The sequence below is a fragment of the Duganella sp. CT11-25 genome (assembly GCF_047302815.1).
Lineage (GTDB): Bacteria > Pseudomonadota > Gammaproteobacteria > Burkholderiales > Burkholderiaceae_D > Rugamonas.
Genome location: NZ_JBKBFD010000001.1, coordinates 1,292,376 through 1,317,390, shown reverse-complemented (window position 1 = coordinate 1,317,390; position 25,015 = coordinate 1,292,376). Strand labels below are relative to the sequence as shown.

Annotated in this window: 22 protein-coding genes; 11 read left to right on the top strand and 11 right to left on the bottom strand. The window is 64.0% G+C overall.

Annotated elements, in window-relative coordinates:
* Positions 1 to 8 precede the first annotated feature (8 nt).
* The 3 genes from ACEN9F_RS05265 to ACEN9F_RS05255 form a co-directional block, all read right to left on the bottom strand.
* The gene (locus ACEN9F_RS05265) at positions 9 to 974 is read right to left on the bottom strand and encodes a hypothetical protein (protein WP_413418524.1); all 966 of its coding nucleotides are present in this window, start codon (positions 972 to 974) and stop codon (positions 9 to 11) included.
* A gap of 102 nt (positions 975 to 1,076) precedes the next feature.
* The gene (locus ACEN9F_RS05260; RefSeq protein WP_413418522.1) at positions 1,077 to 1,979 is read right to left on the bottom strand and encodes a flagellin; all 903 of its coding nucleotides are present in this window, start codon (positions 1,977 to 1,979) and stop codon (positions 1,077 to 1,079) included.
* A 264-nt stretch (positions 1,980 to 2,243) separates the two neighbouring features.
* Complete coding sequence (locus tag ACEN9F_RS05255; RefSeq protein ID WP_413418520.1) at positions 2,244 to 3,920, bottom strand: electron transfer flavoprotein-ubiquinone oxidoreductase; 1,677 nt, start codon at positions 3,918 to 3,920, stop codon at positions 2,244 to 2,246.
* A 203-nt stretch (positions 3,921 to 4,123) separates the two neighbouring features.
* Between ACEN9F_RS05255 and ACEN9F_RS05250 the strand changes: the two genes are divergently transcribed.
* A complete protein-coding gene (locus tag ACEN9F_RS05250; RefSeq protein ID WP_413418518.1) occupies positions 4,124 to 4,900 on the top strand; it encodes an SDR family oxidoreductase in 777 nt (258 codons plus the stop codon).
* A gap of 98 nt (positions 4,901 to 4,998) precedes the next feature.
* On the opposite strand, the gene ACEN9F_RS05245 is transcribed toward ACEN9F_RS05250, so the two are convergent.
* On the bottom strand, positions 4,999 to 5,559 hold the full coding sequence (locus ACEN9F_RS05245; protein WP_413418516.1) for a LuxR C-terminal-related transcriptional regulator: 561 nt from the start codon (positions 5,557 to 5,559) through the stop codon (positions 4,999 to 5,001).
* A gap of 128 nt (positions 5,560 to 5,687) precedes the next feature.
* On the opposite strand from ACEN9F_RS05245, the gene ACEN9F_RS05240 reads away from it, so the two are divergent.
* A complete protein-coding gene (locus tag ACEN9F_RS05240; protein ID WP_413418514.1) occupies positions 5,688 to 6,386 on the top strand; it encodes a CoA transferase subunit A in 699 nt (232 codons plus the stop codon).
* An 18-nt stretch (positions 6,387 to 6,404) separates the two neighbouring features.
* Entirely contained in the window at positions 6,405 to 7,055 is a 651-nt protein-coding gene (locus ACEN9F_RS05235; protein WP_413418512.1) for a CoA transferase subunit B, read from the top strand.
* A 48-nt stretch (positions 7,056 to 7,103) separates the two neighbouring features.
* Here the strand turns inward: ACEN9F_RS05235 and ACEN9F_RS05230 are convergent, their stop codons facing one another.
* Positions 7,104 to 8,144, bottom strand: a complete 1,041-nt coding sequence (locus ACEN9F_RS05230; RefSeq protein WP_413418510.1) for an HAF repeat-containing protein — start codon at positions 8,142 to 8,144, stop codon at positions 7,104 to 7,106.
* 224 nt (positions 8,145 to 8,368) lie between these two features.
* Here ACEN9F_RS05230 and ACEN9F_RS05225 point away from each other — a divergent pair, with 224 nt between their 5' ends.
* Positions 8,369 to 10,777 (top strand): DUF3857 domain-containing transglutaminase family protein, encoded by a 2,409-nt coding sequence (locus tag ACEN9F_RS05225; RefSeq protein ID WP_413418508.1) that lies wholly within the window; start codon positions 8,369 to 8,371, stop codon positions 10,775 to 10,777.
* On the opposite strand, the gene ACEN9F_RS05220 is transcribed toward ACEN9F_RS05225, so the two are convergent.
* The 6 genes from ACEN9F_RS05220 to tssK all read right to left on the bottom strand — a co-directional run bounded on the left by ACEN9F_RS05220 (position 10,767) and on the right by tssK (position 18,151).
* Positions 10,767 to 11,309, bottom strand: coding sequence for a PEP-CTERM sorting domain-containing protein (locus ACEN9F_RS05220; protein ID WP_413418506.1), 543 nt, complete (start codon positions 11,307 to 11,309; stop codon positions 10,767 to 10,769). The two genes, ACEN9F_RS05225 and ACEN9F_RS05220, sit on opposite strands and share 11 nt — an antisense overlap.
* An 83-nt stretch (positions 11,310 to 11,392) precedes the next feature.
* Entirely contained in the window at positions 11,393 to 11,887 is a 495-nt protein-coding gene (locus ACEN9F_RS05215; RefSeq protein ID WP_413418504.1) for a hypothetical protein, read from the bottom strand.
* The gene (locus ACEN9F_RS05210; protein ID WP_413418502.1) at positions 11,884 to 13,206 is read right to left on the bottom strand and encodes a hypothetical protein; all 1,323 of its coding nucleotides are present in this window, start codon (positions 13,204 to 13,206) and stop codon (positions 11,884 to 11,886) included. The genes ACEN9F_RS05215 and ACEN9F_RS05210 overlap by 4 nt, the downstream gene beginning before the upstream one ends.
* A 1-nt stretch (position 13,207) precedes the next feature.
* Positions 13,208 to 16,021: a type VI secretion system Vgr family protein gene (locus ACEN9F_RS05205; RefSeq protein WP_413418500.1), complete on the bottom strand. Its 2,814-nt coding sequence runs from the start codon at positions 16,019 to 16,021 to the stop codon at positions 13,208 to 13,210.
* On the bottom strand, positions 16,021 to 16,785 hold the full coding sequence (icmH, locus tag ACEN9F_RS05200) for a type IVB secretion system protein IcmH/DotU (RefSeq protein ID WP_413418498.1): 765 nt from the start codon (positions 16,783 to 16,785) through the stop codon (positions 16,021 to 16,023). Before icmH ends, ACEN9F_RS05205 begins: the two co-directional genes overlap by 1 nt.
* Before the next feature lie 16 nt (positions 16,786 to 16,801).
* Positions 16,802 to 18,151, bottom strand: a complete 1,350-nt coding sequence (tssK, locus tag ACEN9F_RS05195) for a type VI secretion system baseplate subunit TssK (RefSeq protein WP_413418496.1) — start codon at positions 18,149 to 18,151, stop codon at positions 16,802 to 16,804.
* A gap of 255 nt (positions 18,152 to 18,406) precedes the next feature.
* On the opposite strand from tssK, the gene ACEN9F_RS05190 reads away from it, so the two are divergent.
* From ACEN9F_RS05190 to tssG, 7 genes are read left to right on the top strand one after another with little or no spacing between them, the layout of a single operon-like run.
* Positions 18,407 to 19,009: a tetratricopeptide repeat protein gene (locus ACEN9F_RS05190; RefSeq protein WP_413418495.1), complete on the top strand. Its 603-nt coding sequence runs from the start codon at positions 18,407 to 18,409 to the stop codon at positions 19,007 to 19,009.
* A 35-nt stretch (positions 19,010 to 19,044) separates the two neighbouring features.
* Positions 19,045 to 19,551 carry a type VI secretion system contractile sheath small subunit gene (tssB, locus tag ACEN9F_RS05185; RefSeq protein ID WP_413418493.1) on the top strand — a complete coding sequence of 169 codons (507 nt, stop codon included), beginning with the start codon at positions 19,045 to 19,047 and terminating at the stop codon, positions 19,549 to 19,551.
* A gap of 1 nt (position 19,552) precedes the next feature.
* Positions 19,553 to 21,037, top strand: coding sequence for a type VI secretion system contractile sheath large subunit (gene tssC / locus ACEN9F_RS05180; RefSeq protein WP_413418491.1), 1,485 nt, complete (start codon positions 19,553 to 19,555; stop codon positions 21,035 to 21,037).
* 55 nt (positions 21,038 to 21,092) lie between these two features.
* Complete coding sequence (locus ACEN9F_RS05175) at positions 21,093 to 21,584, top strand: Hcp family type VI secretion system effector (RefSeq protein ID WP_413418489.1); 492 nt, start codon at positions 21,093 to 21,095, stop codon at positions 21,582 to 21,584.
* Positions 21,585 to 21,599: 15 nt separating this feature from the next.
* Positions 21,600 to 22,091, top strand: coding sequence for a type VI secretion system baseplate subunit TssE (gene tssE, locus ACEN9F_RS05170; RefSeq protein WP_413418487.1), 492 nt, complete (start codon positions 21,600 to 21,602; stop codon positions 22,089 to 22,091).
* A gap of 2 nt (positions 22,092 to 22,093) precedes the next feature.
* The gene (tssF, locus tag ACEN9F_RS05165; RefSeq protein WP_413418485.1) at positions 22,094 to 23,938 is read left to right on the top strand and encodes a type VI secretion system baseplate subunit TssF; all 1,845 of its coding nucleotides are present in this window, start codon (positions 22,094 to 22,096) and stop codon (positions 23,936 to 23,938) included.
* Positions 23,902 to 24,990, top strand: a complete 1,089-nt coding sequence (gene tssG / locus ACEN9F_RS05160; RefSeq protein ID WP_413418483.1) for a type VI secretion system baseplate subunit TssG — start codon at positions 23,902 to 23,904, stop codon at positions 24,988 to 24,990. Before tssF ends, tssG begins: the two co-directional genes overlap by 37 nt.
* Positions 24,991 to 25,015 lie beyond the last annotated feature (25 nt).

Below are 25,015 nucleotides of genomic sequence, written 5' to 3'. Positions count from 1 at the left end.
CGGCGGCCTCATGCGCTTTCGGAGAACAGGTCGTCCGGCGGCATCGGCTGCGACAGCAGGACGGCCAGTTCGGCCATCGCCTTGAAGATCGCCTGCGTCAGCGCCGCCGTGTGCATGCGGGTGGGGTAGGCGTGCTCGCCGCTGGACGGCGGCAGTTCGCGCCGCAGGCGGCAGCGCAGGATGGTCAGGCCGCAGCGGCTGACCGTGGCCGCCAGTTGCGGCAGCATTTCGCGCATGTGTTGCATGGCCGAGGTCTGGGCCGCGCCCACTTCCATCACGACGCCGTTGCCGCCGGCCGGTTCCATCTGGATCACCACCCGGCCTACGCCGGGCAGCATCAATTCGAGCCGCAACGCCACGCGCGTGCGTCGTCGGCGGTCGCGTTCGTATTCGTCGTCGTCCTTGACGATGACCTTGAGCACCAGGCGCTCGGCGCCCCAGGCGTAGACGGCAAAGCGCCACGGTTCCATTTCCGTCACCAGCGGCAGGCCGGGGCGGCCGTCGCGCATGGCGGCCGGGGTGTGGTCGGCCATGAACAGGCTGGACGGCATGTGCTGGCCGCTGGCCTGTTCCAGCCAGGCGGCGCGCTGCTCGCCGTAGGTGCGCACCATCACTTGCCAGGAGGCGGCCATCATGGCCGTGTCGGGCGGTTGCCAGACCAGCTGGCGCGATAAAAACACTTGATTGGGGCGCATCGCGGCCGGATCGGCGCCGTTGGGCACTTCGGCCAGCGCGGCCGCCAGCGCTTCGACGCCCGATTGCGGCAGCGGCAGGCCGTCCGGGCCATCGTAGATGACGCCGACCGCGCCGGGGCCGTTGGTGCTGTTGGGGCCGGCGGGGGCGAGCGGGCCGACCGGATAGTCGGCATCGAGCGGCGCCTGGCCCGGCACGCGCGCGGCCGGTCCTGGCTGCGCGGGCTGCCGGTCCGGGATGCCCACGGGGCGCGATGTAGGTCCGATGCGTTCTAAAGCCATCAGGCTCGCTCTCAAAAAAAGCCGATGAAAAAAAAGCCAACCGAAAACTCCGGTTGGCTCCTTGTGTTCCGGATCCGCAAGCGAATCCGGACATTGCTACGATTATTGCAGCAAGGACATAACCAGGGACGAGGTGCTGTTCGACTGCTTCAGCATCGCGGTACCAGCTTGCAGCAGCATCTGGTTCGAGGTCATGCTCGACGATTCAGCAGCGAAGTCGGTATCCATGATACGGCCAGTTGCAGCTTTCGTGTTGGTCGAAATGTTCGACAAGTTGTTGTAGACGTGGTCCAGACGGTTCGAGATCGCACCCAGTTTCGAGCGCAGGGCGCCGACGGAGTCGATCGCGGTGGTCAGGGTGCCGATGGTGCCGTTGGCGGCGGTAGCGCCGGCAGCAGCGTCAGCGCCGCTGACTTCGGTACCTGCGGTCGAAGGAACACCGGTGGTGCTGTCGAAGGTCAGCGCGGCCAGCAGAATGTCGCCATTCATCTTGGTCAGCTCGGCGGTTACGTCGCCTTTCATGGTTTCGCTCTTGTCGGCGCCGATCTGGAAGGTCACTGCTGCAGCCAGTTTGCCTTTGGTCGCGTCGGAATTCAGCAGCGCGGTGCCGCCGAACTTGGTGTTCGAGACGATGTTGCTCAGTTCGCTAGCCAGCGAATCGAATTCAGCTTGAATTGCGGTTTGGTCATCTTTGGTCGACGAACCGTCAGCTGCCTGGGTGGCCAGATCTTTCATGCGGACCAGGATGTTGGTGGTTTCGTCCAGCGCGCCTTCGGCGGTCTGCAGCATCGAGATCGAGTTCTGGGTGTTGCGCATAGCCATGGCCATGCCGCTGGTTTGTGCTTTCAGGCGGGTTGCAATTTGCAGGCCTGCAGCATCGTCCATGGCCGAATTGACACGGAAGCCGGTGCTCAGACGGGTCTGCGAGGTCGACAGGGCCGACTGGGTGCGGGAGATCGAGTTCTGTGCGGAAAGGGCCGCAGAATTAGTGTGAAGGCTCAGCATGAAATAACTCCTGGTAGGTGGATTCAGTTCGGAGCAACGGATCCTTTGTGCTCTCCCAAGTACAAGACGACCGTATCTGGAAGGACATTAAATGCTTTGTGGAAATTTATAAAAATATTTGTAACAGAGCGCCGGATACCGCTGTTGATGCCGCTTTCCACCCGTCGATTATGAGCCTGTTTGCCCTTGCATAGCAAGAAATCATGCCTTGGATAAAAAAACAGCGCGGTTGTCAGGCCGCGCTGTTTTTAAATTGTTGCTTTTTTACATATTCGGATAGTTCGGGCCGCCGCCGCCTTCCGGCGTGATCCAGACGATGTTCTGGGTCGGGTCCTTGATATCGCAGGTTTTGCAGTGCACGCAGTTTTGCGCGTTGATCTGCAGGCGGTCGGCGCCGTCGTCGGTCTTGACGAATTCGTAGACCCCGGCCGGACAGTAGCGCGCCTCCGGGCCGGCGTACTGGGCCAGGTTGACGTCGACCGGCACGCTCGGGTTCTTCAGCGTCAGGTGGATCGGCTGGTCTTCCGCGTGGTTGGTGTTGGAGATGAACACCGACGACAGGCGGTCGAAGGTCAGCTTGCCGTCCGGCTTGGGATAGCTGATCGGCGCGAACTGCGAGGCCGGCTTCAGGCATTCGTGGTCGGCGTGCGCGTGGTGCAGGGTCCAAGGCGCCTTGCCGCGGAACACCAGTTGGTCGATGCCGGTCATCAGCGAGCCCAGGTACAGGCCCTTGTTCAGCCATGGCTTGACGTTGCGCGCCACGTGCAGTTCCTCGTGCAGCCAGGATTTCTCGAAGGCGGCAGGGTAGCTCGCCAGTTCGTCGTGCTGGCGGCCGGCGCCCAGCGCTTCAAACGCCGATTCGGCGGCCAGCATGCCGGACTTGATGGCGGCGTGGCTGCCCTTGATGCGGCTCATATTCAGGAAACCGGCGTCGCAGCCGATCAGCGCGCCGCCCGGGAACACCAGCTTCGGCAGCGACTGCAGGCCGCCGGCGGTGATCGCGCGGGCGCCGTAGGAAATCCGCTTGGCGCCGTCGAAGAAGCCCTTGATGGCCGGGTGGGTCTTGTAGCGCTGGAATTCCTCGTACGGCGACAAATAAGGATTTTCATAGTTCAGGCCGACCACGTAGCCGACCATGACCTGGTTGTTTTCCAGGTGATACAGGAAGGAGCCGCCGTAGGTCTTGCTGTCCAGCGGCCAGCCGGTGGTGTGGATCACCAGGCCGGGCTGGTGCTTGGCCGGGTCGATCTCCCACAGTTCCTTGATGCCGATGCCGTAGGATTGCGGGTCCTTGCCCTTGTTCAGGTCATATTTGGCCATCAGCTGCTTGCCGAGGTGGCCGCGCGCGCCTTCGGCGAACAGCGTGTACTTGCCGTGCAGTTCCATGCCCAGCTGGAAGTCGGAGCCGGCTTCGCCGTCGCGCTTGACGCCCATATTGCCGGTGGCCACGCCCTTGACCGAGCCGTCGTCGTTGTACAGGACCTCGGCGGCGGCGAAGCCGGGGAAGATTTCCACGCCGAGCGCCTCGGCCTGCTGGCCCAGCCAGCGCACCACGTTGCCCAGCGAGATCACGTAGTTGCCGTGGTTCTCGAAGCAGGCCGGCAGCAGGAAGTTCGGGGTCTTGATGGCCTTGGTTTCGGTCAGGAACAGCACGCGGTCCTCGCTGACCTCGGTGTTCAGCGGTGCGCCTTTTTCCTTCCAGTCGGGAATCAGCTCGGTCAGCGCCTTCGGATCCATCACGGCGCCGGACAGGATGTGCGCGCCCAGCTCGCCGCCTTTTTCCAGCACGACGACGGACACTTCCTGGCCCTTTTCGGCCGCCAGCTGCTTGATCTTGATCGCTGCCGACAAGCCCGCAGGGCCGCCGCCGACGATCACGACGTCATACTCCATCGCGTCGCGTGGGCCGTACTGTTCTACTAGATTTTGTGGCTGTGTCATGGTCTGTTCTTATAGTGATAAAGGAGGACGAAGAAAATTTAAGCACGAGTGTGCTTCTTTTTCGTCCGGAATGCAATGTGGGCGCCATTTTGAGGGACATTATTAGACACTGCAATCTAATACTGGCGATTTGTGTAATCATAACGATTAGGCAGCCAGGCTGTCGGATAATCATCACCCAATACCAATACTAGGAGCAGCCCGTGGGCATAGAAGTCAACTTTGAGGGAAAAATTGCGCTGATCACCGGCGCCTCCAGCGGTCTCGGAGCCCGGTTTGCCAAAGTGCTGGCCCAGGCCGGCGCCCAGGTGGTGCTGGCCTCGCGCCGCACCGAGCGCCTGAAGGAGTTGCGCGCCGAGATCGAGGCGGACGGCGGCGCGGCCCACGTGGTCAGCCTGGACGTGACCGATTACGCCAGCATCAAGTCGGCCATCGCCCACGCGGAGACGGAGGCGGGGCCGATCGACATCCTGGTCAATAATTCCGGCGTCTCCACCACGCAACGCCTGGTCGACGTGTCGCCGGAGGATTATGCCTTTGTCATGGATACCAACCTGCGCGGCGCCTTCTTTGTGGCGCAGCAGACCGCCAAGCGCATGATCGCGCGCGCCAAGGGCGACCCGAGCAAGAAGCACCGCATCATCAATATCGCCTCGGTGGCGGGCTTGCGGGTGCTGCCGCAGATCGGCGTGTATTGCATGAGCAAGGCCGGCGTGGTGCAGATGACCAAGGCGATGGCGGTGGAATGGGGCAAGTATGGCATCAACACCAACGCCATCTGCCCCGGCTATATCTCGACCGAGATCAACGAGGATTATTTCGCCAGCGAGCAGGGCCAGAAGCTGATCGAGATGCTGCCGCGCAAGCGTCCGGGCAAGCCGGAAGACCTGGACGGCCTGTTGCTGCTGCTGGCGGGCGAGGATTCCAACTTCATCAACGGCGCCATCATCTCGGCCGACGACGGCATGACCGCCATGTAGCAGCACTTCAATGCGGCCATGGCGTCGTTGCAGCGCCTTGCCGTGCTAACGCACTGTCTTCGGCGCCGCGCCTAGCCATGGCCGCGTTGAAGCACTGCTTATAATTGCAGGCCGACCAGCTTGTGGACCAGTTCCGACGAGGTGGCGGCCGAGAATTTACGCATCAGCTTGGCGCGGTGCATTTCCACCGTGCGCGGGCTGAGGTCGACCTGGCGCGCGATAGCCTTGCTGGTCTTGCCTTCGACCAGCAGGGCGGCGATTTCCCGCTCGCGCGGCGTCAGCTCGGCGGTGACGGGACGTTTTTCGCTGACATCCTCGAAGGTCCAGATGCCGGGCCCCAGCGGTTCCAGCGCCTTCATCGCGTGGCCGGTGACGTGGCACCAGAACAGTTCGCCGTTCGCGCGGCGCATGATGCGCTCGTCCGAATAGCGGCCCTTGGCGTTCATGATGGGGATGATGCGGTCGCCGGTGCGCAGGAACTCGTCCATCGTCGGATACAGCACCACGAAGGACAGGCCTTCGAGCTGCGCCCGCGTGTAGCCGAACATCGAGGCCAGCGCCTCGTTGCAGGACTGAATGACGCGGTTTTCCGAGATGCACATGCCGACGGGTGCGTGCAGGAAAATGGATTCGTAATCGATGACTGGCTGAGCGCTCATGTGGTCCGGTAAGCAGGTATTTCTACGGTATTGTGCTTTTGATTTGCGTATTCTATGCTGACTCGCCGCATCGCTAATGCACATACAACGTTAGCAATGCATTACGCAACATAACATAAGGGACACCCATGAACAAAATTTATCCGGACGCCGCCGCTGCGCTGGCTGGCGTCGTGCAAAACGGGCAAACCATCGCCGTCGGCGGCTTCGGGCTGTGCGGCATCCCGGAAGCGCTGATCGGCGCGCTGCGCGATTCCGGCGTGACCGGCCTGACCGCCATCTCCAACAACGCCGGCGTCGACGGCTTCGGCCTCGGCCAGCTGCTGGAAACCCGCCAGATCAAGAAAATGATCGCTTCCTACGTGGGCGAGAACAAGGAGTTCGCGCGCCAGTACCTGGCCGGCGAGCTGGAACTGGAATTCACGCCGCAGGGCACGCTGGCCGAGAAGCTGCGCGCCGGCGGCGCCGGCATCCCGGCCTTCTTCACCAAGACCGGCGTCGGCACCATCGTCGCCGACGGCAAGGAAATCCGCGAATTCGACGGCGAACAGTATGTGATGGAACGCAGCCTGGTGGCCGACGTGGCGCTGGTCAAGGCCTGGAAGGCCGACAAGGCCGGCAACCTGGTGTTCCGCAAGACCGCGCGCAACTTCAATCCGAATGCCGCGATGGCCGGCAAGATCACCATCGTCGAAGTCGAACAGCTGGTGGAAACCGGCGAGATCGACCCGGACGCCGTGCACCTGCCGAGCATTTTCGTGCACCGCATCGTGGTCAACGCCACGCCGGAAAAACGCATCGAGCAGCGCACCCTGCGCGCCAACTAAGAAATATCGGAGATTACTATGGCATGGACTCGTGATGAAATGGCCGCGCGCGCGGCAAAGGAATTGCAGGACGGTTACTACGTCAACCTGGGCATCGGCTTGCCGACCCTGGTGGCGAACTACGTACCGGCCGGCATGGAAGTCTTCCTGCAATCGGAAAACGGTTTGCTGGGCATCGGCCCGTTCCCGACCGAAGATGAAATCGACGCGGACCTGATCAACGCCGGCAAGCAGACCGTGACGGCGCTGCCGGGCGCGGCCTACTTCAGCTCGGCCGACTCGTTCGGCATGATCCGCGGCGGCAAGATCAACCTGGCGATCCTGGGCGCGATGCAGGTGTCGGAGCAGGGCGACCTGGCCAACTGGATGATCCCGGGCAAAATGGTCAAGGGCATGGGCGGCGCGATGGACCTGGTGGCCGGCGTCAAGAAAGTGGTGGTGCTGATGGAGCACGTGGCCACCGCCAAGGATGGCTCGACCTCGCACAAGCTGCTGAAGAAATGCGACCTGCCGCTGACCGGCGTCGGCGTGGTCGACCTGGTCATCACCGACCTCGGCGTCATGGAAGTGACCGACAAGGGCTTGAAGGTCACCGAGCTGGCGCCCGGCGTCAGCAAGGACCAGATCGAGGCCGCCACCGGCGTCGAGCTGGACCTGTCGGCCGTGTAAGTTCGACCCGGCGACAAGCGACGGCACGCTGCGGCGTGCCGTTTTTATTTACGCCGACGATAGCCGGATGCCGCGGTAGCGGCGGCGGTACAGCATCAGGCCCACGGCCGCCGTCACGACGACGGCGATCAAGCCCAGCAAATCCTGGCCGCCGTGCGTGACGGCCGCCGGCTGGCTGGACTTCATGGTCGAGGCGGCGAACTTCTTGCCGACGTACTGGGCGCCGATGACCAGCTCGTCCGCATTGATGGCGTTCACCAGATACAGGCCGTAGCCGCCCGGATGCACGGTCATCTTGCCGTCGCGGTAAACGAAGGAGCGGCGCTCGTCGCCGATGCGGATGCTGCCGACCACATGGCCGGCGTTGTTGACGGCGGTGGCGAAGCTGTCGCCGTAGCCGATCAGCGCGCCCAGGTCGGTCATCTTGCCCTGGTCCCAGGCGAAGGCATGCCAGCGGCGGCCTGCCGTTTCCGATGCGCCCACCACCATGCCACTGTCGTTGATGGCGCTGGCCGCGCTGGAGCGCCCGCCCAGCGTCCCGAGGTCGCGCATGCCGCCATCCGGTTGATACAGGAACGCGCGGCGATAGCCGTCCGCCAGCGCGGCGGTACCGACGACGGCGCCGTGGTTGTTGACGCCGGCCGCATAGCTGATCTTGCCGCCGAGCGTGCCCAGATCGATCGCTGCACGGTTGCTGTCGCTGCTGAAGGCGTGGAAGTAGCCATCGCTGGTATCGGCAAAGCCGACCACCTGGCCGGCGTCGTTGATGGCGGCGCCGTAGCTGCTGTTGCCGCCCAGCGTGCCGAGGTCGCGCATCTTGTCGCCGGCGCGGACCACGAAAGCGCGCCAGTGGCCGCTGGCGTCCTGGGCTGTGCCGACCACATCGCCGGCCTCGTTGATATCCTTGGTGTAGCTGTCGCTGCCGCCCAGCGTGCCCAGTTCGATCGGGCGCTTGTCGTACAGGACGGCGCGCTGGCGGCCGCTGTCTTCCTCGATGATGCCGGCCATCTGGCCGTTGGCGTTGATATCGACGGCGATGCTGGCCTCGTCGCCCCGCGCGCCCAGTGTCAAAGTAGTCAGTCCCGGCATGGCGTCTCCTTTTAATGATGCATGGAGATCTGCAAATCCCGTGCCTAACCGATTTCAGCCCGCCGGCCGGGGGAAGTGTGCGGAAATGAACGCGGGCGCTGTTCGTTTCCGGACATTCGGGCCGCCGCCATTCTTTCAGCCGCGCTTGATCTTGTTGCTTGCACTGAGGAAATTACCGCTCTACACTGTTGAGATATTTGCTACTTTCTTAATGGATTGCCCTCATGCGTGCTGTGCTTGTTGCTTTGCTGGGTCTGCTGTTCTGCTGCGCCGCCGCGCAGGCCGGGCAGGGCGCTTATAAAACCGGCCCGGCGCCGGCCTGGGTGCAGCCGGTTTCGCCGATTCATCCGGCGCCCGCCACGCCGCTGCCGACGCGCGGCAGCGTGGCCTACCTGCTGCGCGATATGCAAACCCGGGTCGACCCGCGCGGCAAGGTCGCGTACTTTCACACGGCCAGCAAGGCGCTCGACGGCGGCGGCGTGGAGAAGGTCGCCAACATCAGCATCAACTTCGATCCGTCCTACCAGGCCTTGACGCTGCACGCGATCAATGTGGTGCGCGATGGCGTCTCGACCCCGAGGCTGCAGGGCGCGCGCATCCATGTGCTGCAGCGCGAGACCGAGCTTGACTACCTGATCTACGACGGCAGCATGACCGCCAGCGTGCTGCTGGACGATATCCGCATCGGCGACATCGTCGAATATGCGTTCAGCGTGGACGGCAACAACCCTGTCTTCCAGGGCAAGATCACCGGCCGCGCCGAACTGGAGTGGGCGGTGCCGGTCGAGCATTCGCTGGTGCGCCTGTTGATGCCGGCCCAGCGGCCGCTGCGCATCGCCGCGCGCAACACCAGGCAGGAGCCGGAAATACGCGAGGTCCCCGGCTACCGCGAATATCGCTGGGAACAGCGCAATATCCCGGCGCTGAAGGTCGACCGCGGCGCGCCCGAATGGTTTGATCCCTACGGATCGGTGCAGTGGAGCGAGTTCCCCGACTGGGCATCCGTGGTGCAATGGGCCTTGCCGCTGTACCAGCCGCCGCGCGATCCGGGCCCGGCGCTGCAGCGGGAAATCGCCCGCATCGGCCGCGAGCATGCCGATGCAGCCGGCCGCGTCGCCGCCGTGCTGAAGATGGTGCAGCGTGACATACGCTATCTCGGCATCGAAGTCGGCCCCGGCTCGCATGCGCCGACGCCGCCTGCCCAGGTCTACCAGCGCCGCTTCGGCGATTGCAAGGACAAGACGCTGCTGACCATCACCATGCTGCGGGCGCTCGGCATCGACGCCGCGCCGGCGCTGGTCAACACCAGCGTGACCAGGCAGGTGGCCAGCTGGGCGGCGGCGCCGACCGCCTTCAATCACGTGCTGGTGCGCGTGCTGCTGGACGGCAAGCCGTACTGGCTGGACCCGACCCGCGCCCTGCAGCACGGCGAGCTCGATCATCTGTACCAGCCGGACTACGGTTACGCGCTGGTGCTGGCGCCGGACAGCAAGGCACTGGCGGCGATGACGTCCAAGTCCGGCCCGCACAAGATGGTGAGCGCGGTGTTCGATTCGACGGCCGGCGTCGACAAGCCGGTCGACTACACGGTGACCACCACCGTGCACGGCCAGAACGCCGACAACCTGCGCACGCAACTGACCAACAACAAGGCCGACATGGCCACGCAGTACCAGAGTTTCTACGCGCGGCGCTATGCGGAGATCCGCCAGAACGGCGAGCTGGACGTCAAGGACGATGGGGCGCGCAATGCGCTGACGGTGGTGGAATCCTATGTGATTCCCAACTTCTGGGCGCGCAGCAAGAAGGGCGACCGGCGCGAGGCCAGCGTGGAAGCGTCGGAAATCGATGCGCCGTTGAAGACGCCCGACGATATCGGCCGCAACGCGCCGCTGCGGCTGGACTATCCGTACGAGGTGACCGAGGTGACCGAGGTGCGCCTGCCCGAGCGCTGGAACATCAAGACCAGCAGTACCGAGGTGCATGACCCGGCTTTCGATTTTTCCTACAAGGTCGACAAGGGCCCGGATGCGAAGAGCGTCATCATCACGGCGCACTACAAGGCGCTGCGCGATTCCGTCGAACCCGGCGACATGGGCCGCTACGCGGCGCGGCTGAAGGAGGCCAGGGAGGCGATCGGCTACACCCTGTACACCGGGGCCGGGGCTGTGCCGGAGGAAGCGGCGCCGGCCGACGCCGAGCCATCCTCGCGGCTGGCGCGCTGGCTGAACAGCTTCCTGCCGCTGGTGGTGATGATGGCGCTGATGGCGGCTTGGTCGTGGCTGGCCGTGCGCATGCAGCGCTCGCCGTCCTCGCATGGCGAAGTCAACAAGCGCCTGCTGCTGGCGGCGGTGATCGTCAGCGGTACCATCGCGCTGTGCTTCCTGCCGGGCGTGCAGCTGCCGACGGCCTTGCCGGCGGCGCTGGTGGTGCTGGCGATCATGACGCAGTACCTGTGGCATACGGTGCCGCAGGTGCCGGCCAGCCATATCGCCTACAAATGGGCGGTGCGCTGCTACCGCGCGCGCAGCGAGACCGCGCCGGTGGTGCTGCGCTCCTTCCTGCGCAAGGTGCCGCCGCTGATCGGCTGGTTCGCGATCGGCACCGTGCTGGCCAAGCTGCTCAGGGGCTGACGCGCTTGCGGCGGCGGGCCACCGCGCCCATCAGCGCCAGGCCGCCCAGCAGCATGGCATAGGTTTCCGGTTCCGGTACCGCAACGGCCACATGCCAGCGCGACGCCGAATAATCGCCATTGCCTTCGCCGCCATTGCCGGCCGGCGTGTTGTAGTTGACGGCGTCGGTGGCGCCGCCGTTAAAGGCGCCGATCAGCAGCAAGGCCTGGGCGCCGCCGCCAAACAGATCGGCGTCCGCGATGGCGATATTGGTGGCCAGACCGTTGAACGATATGACGCCCGCGCCGGCGGCAAACCCGGTCGATGGGCCGCCATAGGTATACAAATTGCCATTGTTGGCGAACGCCGCGCCATCGATGAACACTGAGAATTTGCTCAGTCCCAGGATCAGGTTGCCGAAGCCGTTGCCGTCAAAGGTGCCGCTGATGACGGTGTTGTCCAATTGCGTGTAGGAAAATTCGTAGGTGGTCGCCTGGGCGGCGCCGGCGGTAAGCATGCCGGCGCAGGCCAGGATGCGGAGAAGTTTGTTCATTGAGTCATCCCATGTAGACAAAATATCATTGTCTCATGAATTATTGACAATGGATGTAGCCTTTTTGTGCTACATGGACTTCATCAATCGCAGGCTTCGCCGAGCTCGGTGATTTTCCAGGTGTTGTTGCTCAATTGAAGGGTGCGGCTGCGAACGCACGCTTCGTTGGGCATGAACTTGACGACAATCTCGGTCTTGCCGACGGTCAGGTCCGCATCCCAGGCCGCGCCTTCGCTCAGCAGCGAATCGATCAACTCGGCGTTGACCGCCGTCTTTTTCGTTTGGTCGGCACTTCCGGTCTCGGCGAGCGCGTGCTTGACGGTCTTGCCGATGTGGGCGGCGATATAGGCTTTGCTGCCGGCCGACTTTTTTTCGCACAGCAGCGTTTCAACCAGGGGCCAGGCGTCCGCCGTCAGCTGCGCCTGCAGCGCGGTTTTGTTTTGCGGGGTGCAGGCGCTGGCGTATTCATCGCCCTGGACCTTCAGGGTGCGCAGGGCCGGCGCCGCTTTCTGGGCGCAGGCGATGCCGGAAAACGCCAGGGCGCACAGCGCCAGGGAGGAAAGATAGAATTTTTTCATAGTATTTTAGGATCATAGACCGTGATGTGCAGGTGGTGCGCGTGCAGCTTCTCATTCGCCGACACCTGCATGTTCGGGACGTGCCCATCGTCGTCCCGGTTGTCCTGATCCATGAACCATGGATCGAACAGCTGCGACACGCAGGTGCATTTCATGAGCGAGCCGCGGAACAGCCGCACGCCGTCCGGCTCGTTCTTGTCGCGTTCCGCGTTCCAGGCCGTCTCCGCGCTCTTGCGGTCCTCGCCGGCCTTGGTGGCGGCGTCCTTGGCCGCTTTCTCCGCTTCGATCGCCTCCGGCGCCTTGGCCGGATCGCCCTTGGTTTTTTTCACCAGCGCGGAGGCCGCTGCCAGCTTCTGGGCCGCCGCCGTCTGGTCTTTCTTGGACTGCTCGAATTTGGTCAGCAGCGTTTTCTCGTCTTCGCTGACATTGGTGGTATCCGGTGCGGTTTTCTTGCGCAACTCTTGCCGGTTGATGCGCGTGCCGCCGACGTAGTTGACGTCCAGTCCGAGGCCGGAGCGATGCGCGATCGAACCCAGCGACGGGCGCCATGCCGAGCTCATCGTGATCTTGCTGACGCCGGCGGCGATAGCGGCATTGAACAGCGCAGCATAGCCGGCCGGATGCACGCGCGTCAAACCTTCACCCAGCAGCGTGTAGCCGGTATTAATATTCTCGTTCGGGTTTTCCGAATCGGCAAAGGAGACGGTCACCGTCTTGTCCGCCACGGTGAAACTCACGCTCGCGCTTTTGAGGACGTTGTAAATGCTTTCGATGGCGGTTTGCACCTCGGTACTGGTATCGGCGGGCAGCAGTGCCGCCACCTCGGATGCCGCATACTTGTGCGATACCTTCATCCAGATGTCGCCGGTCAGCGGCGCCGTATAGGTGTCGGCTTTCTTCGCGGTTTCCTTGGCCGCGTCCTTGTCGACGCTCTGCACCGGCGTATCGGTATCGCTGGACTTGCCTTCTTTCTCGGTAATGGTCACGGTCACGTCCCTGTCGTTGGGCGTGACCTTGTAGACCGGATTCTTGCGGTAGGACGGATGGGCATCACTGTTGAGAAACAGCGTCACGCTGGAGCCCGGCTTGACGTTGCCAACGGTGATCGTGCCCATTTTTCCGCTGACACGCTTGGGTTTTGTTTTATAGGCGTCCTGGGCCACGCCGTCTATCGCGACGGCATAGGGTAGGTTGAGATTGTCCGAGGTGACGATATGCAGGATGTATTTGACGGTACGGGTGGTCTCGACCTTGACGTCCTTCACCGCCGTGTTATCGAGCTTGGTTTGCGTGACCAGCGAGGGTTGTTGACCTGCCATGTCAGCAGCCCTCCGATACGCCGATATCTTCGTCGGCTGCCGCATCATGCGGGGTATTCCAGAATACTTTGACGGTTTGCATATCGGCTGTTTTTATCTGTTCGGTTTGTCCCAGGTCGTCGGTGACGCCTTTGATCTCGCTGCCGTCGGCCAACTGCAGGGTATAGGGCAGGCCAGTCACCGGCTTGCCGCTGACCGAGTCCACCGCGCGCAGCCGTTCCTGGTAGATCTTCAGGCGGCTGTCGGGCAGGTTGACGAAATTCGCCGACTGCGACGCGCCGCCCTCAAACACATGCTGCCCACCCTTGACCGTGAAGTTGCCGGGGCAGGCGAAGGTGATGTCGCCGCCTTCGAGCGTGATCGACGACTGGCCGGCCTGCAGCACGATCTTCTGGTTGGCCTTGATCTCGATGCTGTCGTTGACCGAGATGACCTTGATCGATTTGTCGGCCAGGATTTCCAGCTGGTCGGTGTGCGCCTGCAGCGATACCGGGCCGTTGGCGGCGATCGCCTGGACGCCGCCGGCGTGGCTGAAGTAGCCGGCGGCGTTGGCCGCCACCGACGACAAGGTGTAGGCCGCCGCCATGTGCATATCGCCCTGCGTGGTCCAGTGCAGGTGCTCGCCGGCGAACAGCACGGTCGATGCCGGCGTGGCCCAGTTGATGCCGGCCGGCGCGTCCATCAGCACCAGCGCGTCGGCGAATTTTTCCACCGGCTGTCCGGCGTCGAGGTCGCGCGCGCCGCTTTGCGCCTTGCTGGCTTCCTGGCCGTTGACGGCGCCGTCATGCTTGCCTTTTTCCTTGGGATCGAGGCGGGCGGTCAGGTCTTGCTGCGCCTTGGCCGCGTCCGTGCTGTTGAGCGCTTTCTGCTCGGCGGCGGCATTGCCCAGCGTCTTGGTCAGTTCCTGCGCCGCCTTCAGCGATCCGACCGCTTCCGCCGCATCCATCTGCGTCGAGGTGACGCCGCTGCCTTCGGCGCCACGGGCGCTGGTGGTCAGCAGCACGCCTTCGCCGCCGCGCACCACGCTCCAGGCGTCGGTGCGCAGTTCGAAGCCGCTGCCGCGATAGGCACCGCGTTGCGAGGAGGAGGGCGCCTGCTGGATCAAGTATCCCAGGTTGAGCTGGGTGGCGGCGCTGCTGGTGGCCAGCCGCGTGCGCACCTGGCCCGGCGTGTCGTCCAGCTGCCACTGGTTGTAGCCGCCGCCGTCGAAGTTGTGGCTGTGGATGCCGGACAGCGTGCCGGCGTGGTTGGCGCCGGAATCCTCGCCGGCCGCGTACGGCGGCTGGTCCGAGCCGGTGTACAACTGGGCCACGACCAGCGGCCGGTCCATGTCGTTGTCGATGAAGTCGACCAATACCTCGGTGCCGATGCGCGGCGTGAATTGCGAGCCCCAGTTGGGGCCCGCCAGCGCTTCGGCCACGCGCACCCAGGTGCCGCTGCTGTCGTCGCCGGGCGCGCTGCCCTTGGCGTCGGTGTCGTGCGAGATGCCGCCGGCGTTGGCGCCCTGGCCGCGCTGCCAGGCGAACTGGATCCGTACCTGGTGGTCGCGGGTGGTGGTGGCGACCGCGTCGCCGGCGCCGACGATGATGGCGGTCTGCGGCCCCAGCGCGGTGGCGGCCTGCGGCGCGGCGGTGGCGCGTGGCACGATGGCGACCGCTGCGCGCGCGCAGCCGAACTGGTTGCGGTAGGTGCCCGGCTCCAGCGCGGTGAACGGGTTGCTCACGCCGGTCAGCACGTTGTTGCGCGCCTCGTGCCGCACCCACAGCACGGTGAAGCGGTTGTCGTCCGCATAGCGCTCGTGTTGCGTCAGCGCGAAGGCGTGGCCGGCGGCCAGCTGGCGCACCGCGCCTTCACCTTCGAAGATCTTGTTGTCCAGTTCCAGCGCCTGCAGCATCAACTGGCTGTACTGGTCAGGCTCGCCGCTGGCGCTGGCGATCCGTTCGCCGCCGCCGTCGTAGACAGCCAGCGTCGGCAGTTCGCCGGCGTCCAGCGACGATTGCTGCTCGGCGCCGGGCGCCAGCAACTGCGCCGGATCCCAGCTGCTGATGCCGACCGCGTTGGCCTGCACCTGGCGCCGCGCCGTGAAGCGGTCGATGGCGTCCTCGCTGTCGGTGGCGCGCACGCCGTGGAAGCGGATCTCGGCGGCGCCCGGCATATCGGGCGCCTTGGCCTTGCTGTCGAAGATCACCAGCTTGTGCCTGGCCTGGCCGTCGCCGCCGTCCTGCTGGTCGTCTGCCTGGTCATGCTCGAAACGCCAGCTCAGGCCCTCGGAGGCCAGCAGCCGCTGGAAGAATTCCAGGTCGCTTTCGCGGTATTGGGTGCAAATGGCGCGCGGCGCCAGCGTTTGCGTGACGTCGAATTCAAAGCGCAGCTGAGGATAGTCGGCCAGCAGTTCGGTGACGATGTCCTGCGCGTTCTTGTCCTGGAAGATGTAGCTGTCGCGGCGTAGCCGCAGCAGCGCCAGCGCCGGTTCCAGCAGCAGCCGGTAGCGCGCGGTGCCGCCGTCGGCGCCCAGCCATGCGGCCTCGGTGCAGATGCCGTGCCAGGCGCGCTTGCCGCCGTCCGCCTGCAGCAGCGTGATGGTCAGCTCTTCGCCGATGAACTGGTTCAGGTCCAGGTCGGTCGAGGTGCTGAGTGCGTCGACTTCGAACGCGTACAGTTCGTTGACGGCTTCGCGTCCGATGAAGCGTTCGGCCATCAGCGCTTCCGGCAGCGACGCGTCCTGCGCGCTGGCCAGCGTGACCAGGCGCGCGTGCTGGCTCAAGCCGGTGCCGAACAGCCCGAGCGCCGAGGGGATCAGCGAGGCGGTATCCATCAGGGCAGCGTGATCGTCAGGTTGGCCTGGCGCGGCGCCAGTTTGACCACATCGTTATAGGCGGCGATGCGTTCCTCGGTGCCGCGGCCCAGCGAGGTGCGCAGGCCGATGTAGCCCAGCACGCAGATCAGGCCGAATACGGAGCACAGCACCCACACCGGCAAGTCGCTGCGCAGCTTGTGGACGATCTGGTCGGGCCGTTCCGCGTGCGGCGCGAAGCCGCCGCGCTTGCCCTTCATGTTGGCGATTTCATCACCGAGGCGCGCGGTCAGGTAGTTGAGCTTTTCCGAGCCTTCGAGGATGTAGCGCCCCTGGAAGCCCAGCAGCAGGCACATATGGAACACCTCCAGCGCCTGCAGGTGGGCGCTGCCGCGCGCGCGCAGCGCTTCCAGCCGGTGGAAGAAGTTCTCGCCAGCCAGCTGTTCGCCGAACAGCACCAGTTGCAGCGGGCGCCGCTCCCAGGCGTCGCGGATCGGGAAGGTGGAGCGCAGGATGATTTCGTCGACCGCCGCGCAGAACGCATATTTGGCGGCGTCGATATCATCGGGCGAAGCGCCGTGCTTCCTGGCGCCGCGTCCGAAGTCGTCGAGGAACTGCGTCATCTTGTGCGCGAATTCGGCGTTCTCCTGCGGGCCGCTGCCGTTCTTCAGCATGAACAGCGCGTAGAAGCCGTCGTACATCAGGTCGAGCAGGGTTTGCGGTGCGTTGCTGGCGGCCGATGCCGGCGCGGCGCCCATCAGGGAAGGTGCGGTTACGGTATTCATGTCGTTGAGCCTCGGTTCAGGATGTGACGGCGACCAGTTCCAGCTTCAGGTCGTGCATGCCGCCAGGGACATAGATGGAGATCGATTGCGCCTGCAGCATGCGCTCGTACATCTGGCCCTTGGCCTCGATGGCGAAGTAACAGGCGTCCGGACGCACCGGCACGGCGGCCGGCACCTGCGGCGCGTGCTGCAGGCGCACGCCCGGCATCGCCGACAGCACGAATTTCTCAACGTCGTCCGGCGCGCCGACCTTGAAGCGCAGCGGCACCACGTCCACCAGTTCGCTGGCCGGCATCGCTGCCGATACCGCGATGTAGAAGGTGGTCTTGTCGTCGATCTTGCCGGAGTCCAGCATGCCGTGGTGATACGACGGCTTGACTTCGCGCAGCGCGATGGCGAAGTAGCGCGACGAGATCACGGTGTCGAGCAGCTCGCGGATGATCTGGTGCAGCGTGGCGAAGGCGGGGCCGGGATCGTTGTGCTGGTACGGCGGCAGGTCGGCCAGGGTCCAGCTCTTGGAGAAGGTCATCAACGCGCCGGCCAGGCCGAGCAGCGCTTCGTACAGCCGTTCCGGATGCAGCGACGGGTGCTGGAAATAGTGCGTCAGCGAGGCGAAGGCGGAGCTGGCCGTGTGCAGCAGCCAGAACGAGGACATATCGCCGGAGCGGAATTCGATCACATGCTTGCTCGGCTCGCGGTGGTGGCCGTACAGCGCGCTGACCTTGGCCTGCAGCGCGTCGATCAGGCGGCGCAGCTGCAGGAACAGCAACGGCGCGCTGCGGATCGCCAGGCTAGGGGGCACGAAGGCGGCGTCCAGCTCGAAGCCGCCGGTCGCCGCGCGGCGCAGGCGCAGCAACGGGAAGTGGGTGTAGGAATCGCGCGGCTCGAACTCGGAGACCAGGCGCAGCGTCTTTTTCAGGTAGCTCAGCTGGGCCGGCGCGGCATGCGTGTACAGGTCCGGCGTGTCCTGGTTGTTTTGCAGGTAGCGCACCGCGCTGGCGCCGGCCGCCGGCTGGCTGCCGTCGCCGAAATTGCCGCCGAACGGCTTGAAGGCCGGCAGCGCCGCATAGTAAGTAATGGCCTGCTGCGATTGCGGCAGCTGGCTCAGCTCGACCGCGTCCGGCAAGTCGTCGGCGCCGGGCGCATCGTAGAACTCGCCATCCTGGAAGCGCAGCGACAGCTCCATCACCCGCAGGCTGTTGTTGGCCAGCGCGTCGCGGTCGACCTGGATCTGGTTGACGCCCCAGGCGTACGGGTGCAGCGCCTGCACGCTCTGGTGCAGCCGCTGCTCATGGTAGCGGTCCTGCTGCTGGAAGTGTTGTGGCCGAAGAAACAGGCCTTCTCCCCATAAAATTTTGCTGCTCATGCTGTGGGCTATCCCTTATCGCTGGTTTGGTGCATAGATGCCATTCCGTAAAGTAGCAGAACAATAACATTTCTTTTCAAAAATTGTCGCGCCGGTGATTTCTATCGTGCGCGCGCTCCGGAAAGGTGCATTTTGTCAGGTGATGCACCATTGAATTCAATTGAACGCCGTCAATAATAAATTTCTGATAACGTGGCGCCAGTTGCAGAAATTGTTATTTAAATATTGTTTTTTGATATCGAATTTGAGGAAAGCATGACAACCAAAAATACCCTCAGCCGCACCAGCCAGCTGTTAGGCGCCATCGTCTGCGTGGCGACGCTGAGCGCCTGTGCCACTGCACCGCAGACGACACAGGCGTTGGCCAAACCTAGTCTCCAATCCATGCTGGCCCAGGCCGGCACCGCTTCCGGCTCCGGCCAGAAGGAACAAGCCGTCACCCTGTGGAAGCAGGCCGCCGTCGCTTATCCGTCCGATAAGTCGCCGTGGCTGAGCATTGCCCAGACCCGCTACGAAGCCGGGCAGTACGGCGACGCCATCGTCAACGCCCAAGAGGTGCTGGTGCGCGATCCGAACGACACGCTGGCCAACAGCATTATCGCCATCAGCGGCCTGCGCCTGTCGACCCGCTCGCTGTCGGACCTGAGCCGGCAGAACAACCTGTCCGGCTCGATCCGTACCGAATCGCAGGACCTGGCCAAGCTGCTGCGCGAGAGCCTGGGCGAGACCGTGCTGGTGCCGCCGGCGCCGCCGCCGGTGCAACCCGTCGCGCCGGCCCGCGGCAAGGTGGCCGCCAAGAAAAGCAAGGCCAAGCAAGCCGACGATTCCAGCGCCAATCCATTCGACGCTTTGAAATAACTGCTTGCCCGCGCAAGCCAAACCAGGGGAATGCCATGTCCAAAAGTGTAAGTGTGCAGAAGAAGCTGCAAAAAATCCGTCCGCCGCGCGTGCAGATGACCTATGACGTCGAAATCGGCGACGCCATCGAGAACAAGGAACTGCCGTTCGTGATGGGCGTCGTCGGCGATTTCGGCGGCAACTCGGAAGTCGAGCAGAAGCGCCTCAAGGAGCGCAAGTTCGTCAACGTCGACCGCGACAACTTCGACGAGGTGATGAAGGGCGTCGAGCCGCGCGCGGCCTACCGCGTCAAGAACGAATTGAGCGAGGGCGGCGGCGAATTCGCCGTCGACCTGAAGTTCAAGTCGATGGAAGACTTCCGTCCGGAGGCGGTGGTGCAGCAGGTCGACCCGCTGCGCAAGCTGCTCGAGGCGCGCACCAAGCTGGCCGACCTGCGCAACAAGCTGGCGGGCAACGACAAGCTGGAAGACATCCTGAACGATGTCCTGCACAGCACCGAGAAACTGGCCGAGCTGGGCCAGCAAAACAAGAAGGAAGACTGATATGTCCGCACAACTGACCCCCGGCGGCGCGCCAGCCGCCGCTTCGGAACTGAGCCTGCTGGACCAGATCGTCGAGCAAAGCAAGGTCGCCAAATCGAGCGTCGAGCACGCGCGCGCCAAGGACCTGATCTCCGAACTGGTGAGCCAGGTCATGGAAGGCACCGTGGTGGTGTCCGATAACCTGGCCGCCACCATCGACGCCCGCGTGGCGGAACTGGACCGCCTGATTTCGGCCCAGCTGTCGGCCGTGATGCACTCGCCGGAATTCCAGAAGCTGGAAAGCAGCTGGACCGGCCTGAATTACCTGGTCAAGAACAGCGCCACCGGCCAGAACCTGAAGATCAAGATGCTCAATGCGACCAAGAAGGAATTGGTCAAGGATTTCCAGAGCGCGCTGGAATTCGACCAGAGCACCATGTTCAAGAAGGTCTACGAAGAGGAATTCGGCACCTTCGGCGGCGCGCCGTTCGGCGCCTTGCTGGGCGATTTCGAGATCACCCGCCAGCCGGAGGATATGTACTTCGTCGAGCAGATGTCGCACATCGCCGCCGCCGCGCACGCGCCGTTCATCTCGGCCGCCTCGCCGGAGCTGTTCGGCCTGGAGACCTACAGCGACCTCGGAAAGCCGCGCGACCTGTCGAAAGTCTTCGACACCGTCGAATACGCCAAGTGGAAGTCGTTCCGCGAATCAGAGGATTCGCGCTACGTCGGCCTGACCTTGCCGCGCTTCCTGGGCCGCCTGCCGTTCAATCCGGCCGATGGCGCCACGGTCGAAGGCTTCAATTTCGTCGAGGATGTCGACGGCACCGATCACCAGAAATACCTGTGGTGTAACGCCGCCTATGCGTTCGGCACCAAGCTGACCGCGGCCTTCGAGGACTTCGGCTGGTGCGCGGCGATCCGCGGCGTGGAGGGCGGCGGCCTGGTGGAAGACCTGCCGACCCACACCTTCAAGACCGACGAAGGCGAAGTGGCGCTCAAGTGCCCGACCGAGATCGCCATCACCGACCGCCGCGAGAAGGAGTTGAGCGACCTCGGTTTCATCTCGCTGGTCCATTGCAAGAACACCGACTACGCCGCCTTCTTCGGCGCGCAGTCGGCGCAGAAGGCCAAGAAGTACAACACCGACGCCGCCAACGCCAACGCCGTGCTGTCGGCGCAGCTGCAGTACATCTTCGCCGTGTCGCGCATCGCCCACTACATGAAGGCCATGATGCGCGACAAGATCGGCAGCTTCGCCGCCGCTTCCAACGTCGAGGACTTCCTCAATCGCTGGCTGACCCAGTACGTGCTGCTGGACGATAACGCCAGCCAGGAGCAGAAGGCGCAGTTCCCGCTGCGCGAAGCGTCGGTGCAGGTGTCCGAAGTGCCGGGCCGTCCCGGCGTGTACCGCGCGGTGTCGTTCCTGCGTCCGCATTTCCAGCTCGACGAGCTGTCCGTTTCTCTCCGTTTGGTCGCGGAGCTCCCAGCATCGACCAAGAACTAACAGCAATAAAGCAGCAATAAAACAGCAATAACTTTAACCAACTGAAAGGATTAACATGGCAATCGACGTCTATCTGCAAATCGACGGTATCAAAGGCGAATCGGCGGACACCACCCATAAAGACTGGATCGAAGTCAAATCGGTACAGTGGGAAGTGCTGCAGCCGAAATCGGCGACCGCGTCGACCGGCGGTGGCCACACCGCCGAACGCACCGAGCACAAAGACATTGTTGTCAGCAAGCTGGCCGACCTGGCCACGCCGCTGCTGCTGCAAAATTGCTCGTCGGGTAAAACCCTGCCGAAGGCAAAGCTGGAGTTCCTGCGCGCCGACGGCCAGGGCGACCGCGTCAAGTACTTCGAGATCGAACTGGAAAACGTGCTGATCTCCAGCGTGGCGCCTTCGGTTGAGCAGGGCAACATCCTGACCGAAGACCTGTCGCTGAAATATTCGAAGGTCAAGTGGAAGTACACCCAGCAAAAAGTGGGCGGCGGCTCCGGTGGCAACACCTCGGGCGGCTGGGATCTGTCGGCCAACAAGACGGCTTGATAGCGTAAGGCGGCAATGAAAGGATTTACTCCGGGCTTGTTCGACCGTCTGATGGATGTGCCGGTCAACGGCGCCTCCAGCGGCACGGTGTCGCGCTTGTCGATCGAGGACTTGAAGGACTCGGTGGCGCGCGATCTTGAAGCGCTGCTCAACACGCGCGCCGTCATCCCGGAGGATCTCCTGAAGCGCTTTCCCGAATGCGGCCGCTCGATCGCGACATACGGCCTGAACGATTTTGCCGGCTTGTCGCTGTCGAGCACCGACGATCGCGCCTATATTTGCCGCTGCCTGGAGAAAGCCATCGCCAGGCACGAGCCGCGCCTGCGCAATGTGCAGGCGTCGCTGGAGTTGCGGGCCGACTCCATCAACCGTTTGAATTTCGCCATTACCGCGTTGCTGGTCGTCAGCAGCGCCCACGAACCTGTCAATTTCGACGCGGTTCTGCAGCCCTCAAGCCTGCATTACACAATCAGCAAAGCGCGTCGCGCTACACCGCTGGGAGCCTGAGATTGGAACAATTACTGCCGTACTACGAAAGGGAGCTGGGATTCCTGCGCCGCTACTCGCGCGAGTTCTCCGAACGCTACCCGAAGATCGCCGGCCGCCTGCTGATCGGCGGCGAGGTGTGCGAGGATCCGCACATCGAGCGCATGATCGAGTCCTTCGCGCTGCTCAATTCGCGCATCGCCAAGCGTCTTGACGACGATTACCCCGAATTTACCGAAGCGCTGTTCGAAGTGCTGTATCCGCATTACCTGCGGCCGTTTCCCTCGTGCTCGATCGCGCGCATGGACTTCAGCGGCGCCGCCGCGCAGCTGACCACCGCCAGCGAGATCGCGCGCGGCACGCAGCTGACCACGCGCCCGGTGCGCGGCGCCACCTGCACCTTCCGCACCGCTTATCCGGTCACGGTGGCGCCGCTGGCGCTGAGCGCGGCCGCGTTCTCGCCCATCATCGCCGCCCCGGAAGCGGTGCGGCTGCCGCCGCAGGCCACGTCCGGCATCAGCATCACCTTGTCCAGCACCTCGGAGCAGGTCGCCGTGGGCCAGCTGGGACTGGGCAGGCTGCGCGTGTTCATCGACGGCGAGCCATCGTTCTGCGCCGCGCTGCGCGATGCGCTGTTCACCCGCTGCGTCTCCGCCTACGTCGAAGCCGAGGGCAACGGACGCTGGCTGCAGCTGCAAAAAGTGCCGGTGGCGGCGGTCGGCTTCGAGGACGATGAGGCGCTGATCGACTTTTCCGCGCGCTCGCACACCGCCTACCGGCTGCTGACCGAATACTTCTGCTTCCCTGAAAAATTCAACTTCTTCGACATCGACCTGCACGCCATCGCCGGCGTGCTGCCGGCCGGCTGCAAGGAAGTCACGCTGCACCTGGCGCTGTCCGGCCTGCGCACCGATTCCAACCTGGCGCGCATGCTGGCGACGCTGTCGACCAATAACGTGCTGCTGGGCTGCACGCCGGTGGTCAACCTGTTCCGCCAGCGCGGCGAGCCGATACGCCTGACCCACACCTCGGCCAGCTATCCGGTGCTGGCCGACGCCCGGCGCGCGTTTGCCTATGAGGTGCAGGGCATCGAGTCGGTCAAGCTGGTGCGCCAGACGCCGCAGGGCGAGTCGATCCAGGAATTCCGGCCGTTCTATTCGCTGCGCCATGGCCAGACGCCGGAGAAAAACGGCCACTACTGGGTGATGCGCCGCGACGAGACCATCGCCACGAAAAGCCCAGGCTACGAAACCCAGATCTCCATCGTCGATATCGACTTCGATCCGGCCGAGGTGGAAACCGATACCCTGAGCCTGGAGCTGAGCTGCACCAACCGCGATCTACCTGCCTCGCTGAGCTACGGCATGCGCGGCGGCGATTTGTTCCTGGAAGGCGGATCGAGCGTGCGCGCGATCAGCTTCCTGCGCAAGCCGACGCAGTCGCACCGCTTCGAACGCGGCCGTGGCGCGCACTGGCGCCTGATCTCGCACCTGTCGCTGAACCACCTGTCGCTGACCGGCGGTGGGCTGGACGCCTTCCGCGAGATGCTGACGTTGTACGACCTGCCGCGTTCGGCCTCGTCGCAGCGGCAGATCGGCGGCATCGTCGCCGTCGCCCACAAGGCGGCCAACACCTGGCTGCCGGGGAATCCCTTCGCCTGCCTGGTGCGCGGCATCGAGGTGGCGCTGACGGTCGATGAAGAGGCCTTCGTCGGCAGCGGCATCCACGCCTTCGCGCAGATCGTTGAACGTTTCCTCGGCCTGTACGTGCACGCCAACAGCTTCACGCAGCTGGTCATCAAATCGAATAAAAACGGAGAGGAACTGCTGCGATGCACCCCACGAAGCGGCGATTTGAGCCTGCTGTAATCGAGCGGCTGTTCGCGCAGCCGTATCGTTTTGAATACTTCCAGGCGGTGCGCATGTTGGAGCTCTGGCTCAAGCGCCATGGCTCGGCGCAGGACGGCGCGGTGGCGAACTTCCTGCGCTTCCAGAATTCGACCTCGCTCAGCTTCCCGGCCAGCCAGCTGGAGGCGCTGCATCCGGAGCCGCGCGACACGGCGACCGACGCGCGCGGCTTGGGCGAGGCGCTGAAGTCGGCGCAGCTGCGCTACATCCGCATCACGCCGGCCTTCATGGGTTTCCTCGGCAGCAGCGGCACCTTGCCGGCGCATTACACGGAGCGGATCGCCGCCCATACGCTGTACCAGAAGGATGAGGGCCCGCGCGCCTTCCTCGACGCCTTTTCCAACCGCGCGCTGGCGCTGTTCTATGAAGCCTGGCGCAAGTACCGGCTGGAGCTGAAGTACCAGATCGACGGCAAGGATGAATTCCTGCCCTTGCTGCTGTCGCTGGCCGGCATGCACAACCCGTCGCTGCGGCGCCGCCTGTCGGACGGCGGCGACGGCGTGCTCGATGAATCGATAGGCTACTTCGCGACCGCCATGTCGCAACGGCCGGCGTCGGCGGTGCAGATCGCGCGCGTGCTGTCGGAGTATTTTTGCAAGCCGGTGCGCGCCGAGCAGTTCATCGGCTGCTGGTACGACGTGCCGGAAGGCCAGCAGACCATGCTGGGCATGGCCAACGCGGCGCTGGGGAGCGGTGCGATGGCGGGCGCACGCGTGTGGCAGCGCGACCTGCGTATGCGGCTGGTGATCGGCCCGCTGGACCTGGAAGGCTACGAATCCTTCCTGCCCGGCGGCAAGGCGGCGCGCGCGCTGGAGAGCATGCTGACCATGTTCACCGGGCTGACGCTGGAGTATGAAGTGCAGCTGGTGCTGCGCGCAGAAGACGTGCAGGGCGCGCGGCTGGACGACGACCGAGGCGGAGGGCGGCTGGGCTGGGACAGTTTCCTTGTCACCGAGGCGCAGCAGCAGGACCGCAGCGACGTCTGCTACGAGATACACGCATTGACATCATAGTTCAGTATAAAAAAGAGGACAAATC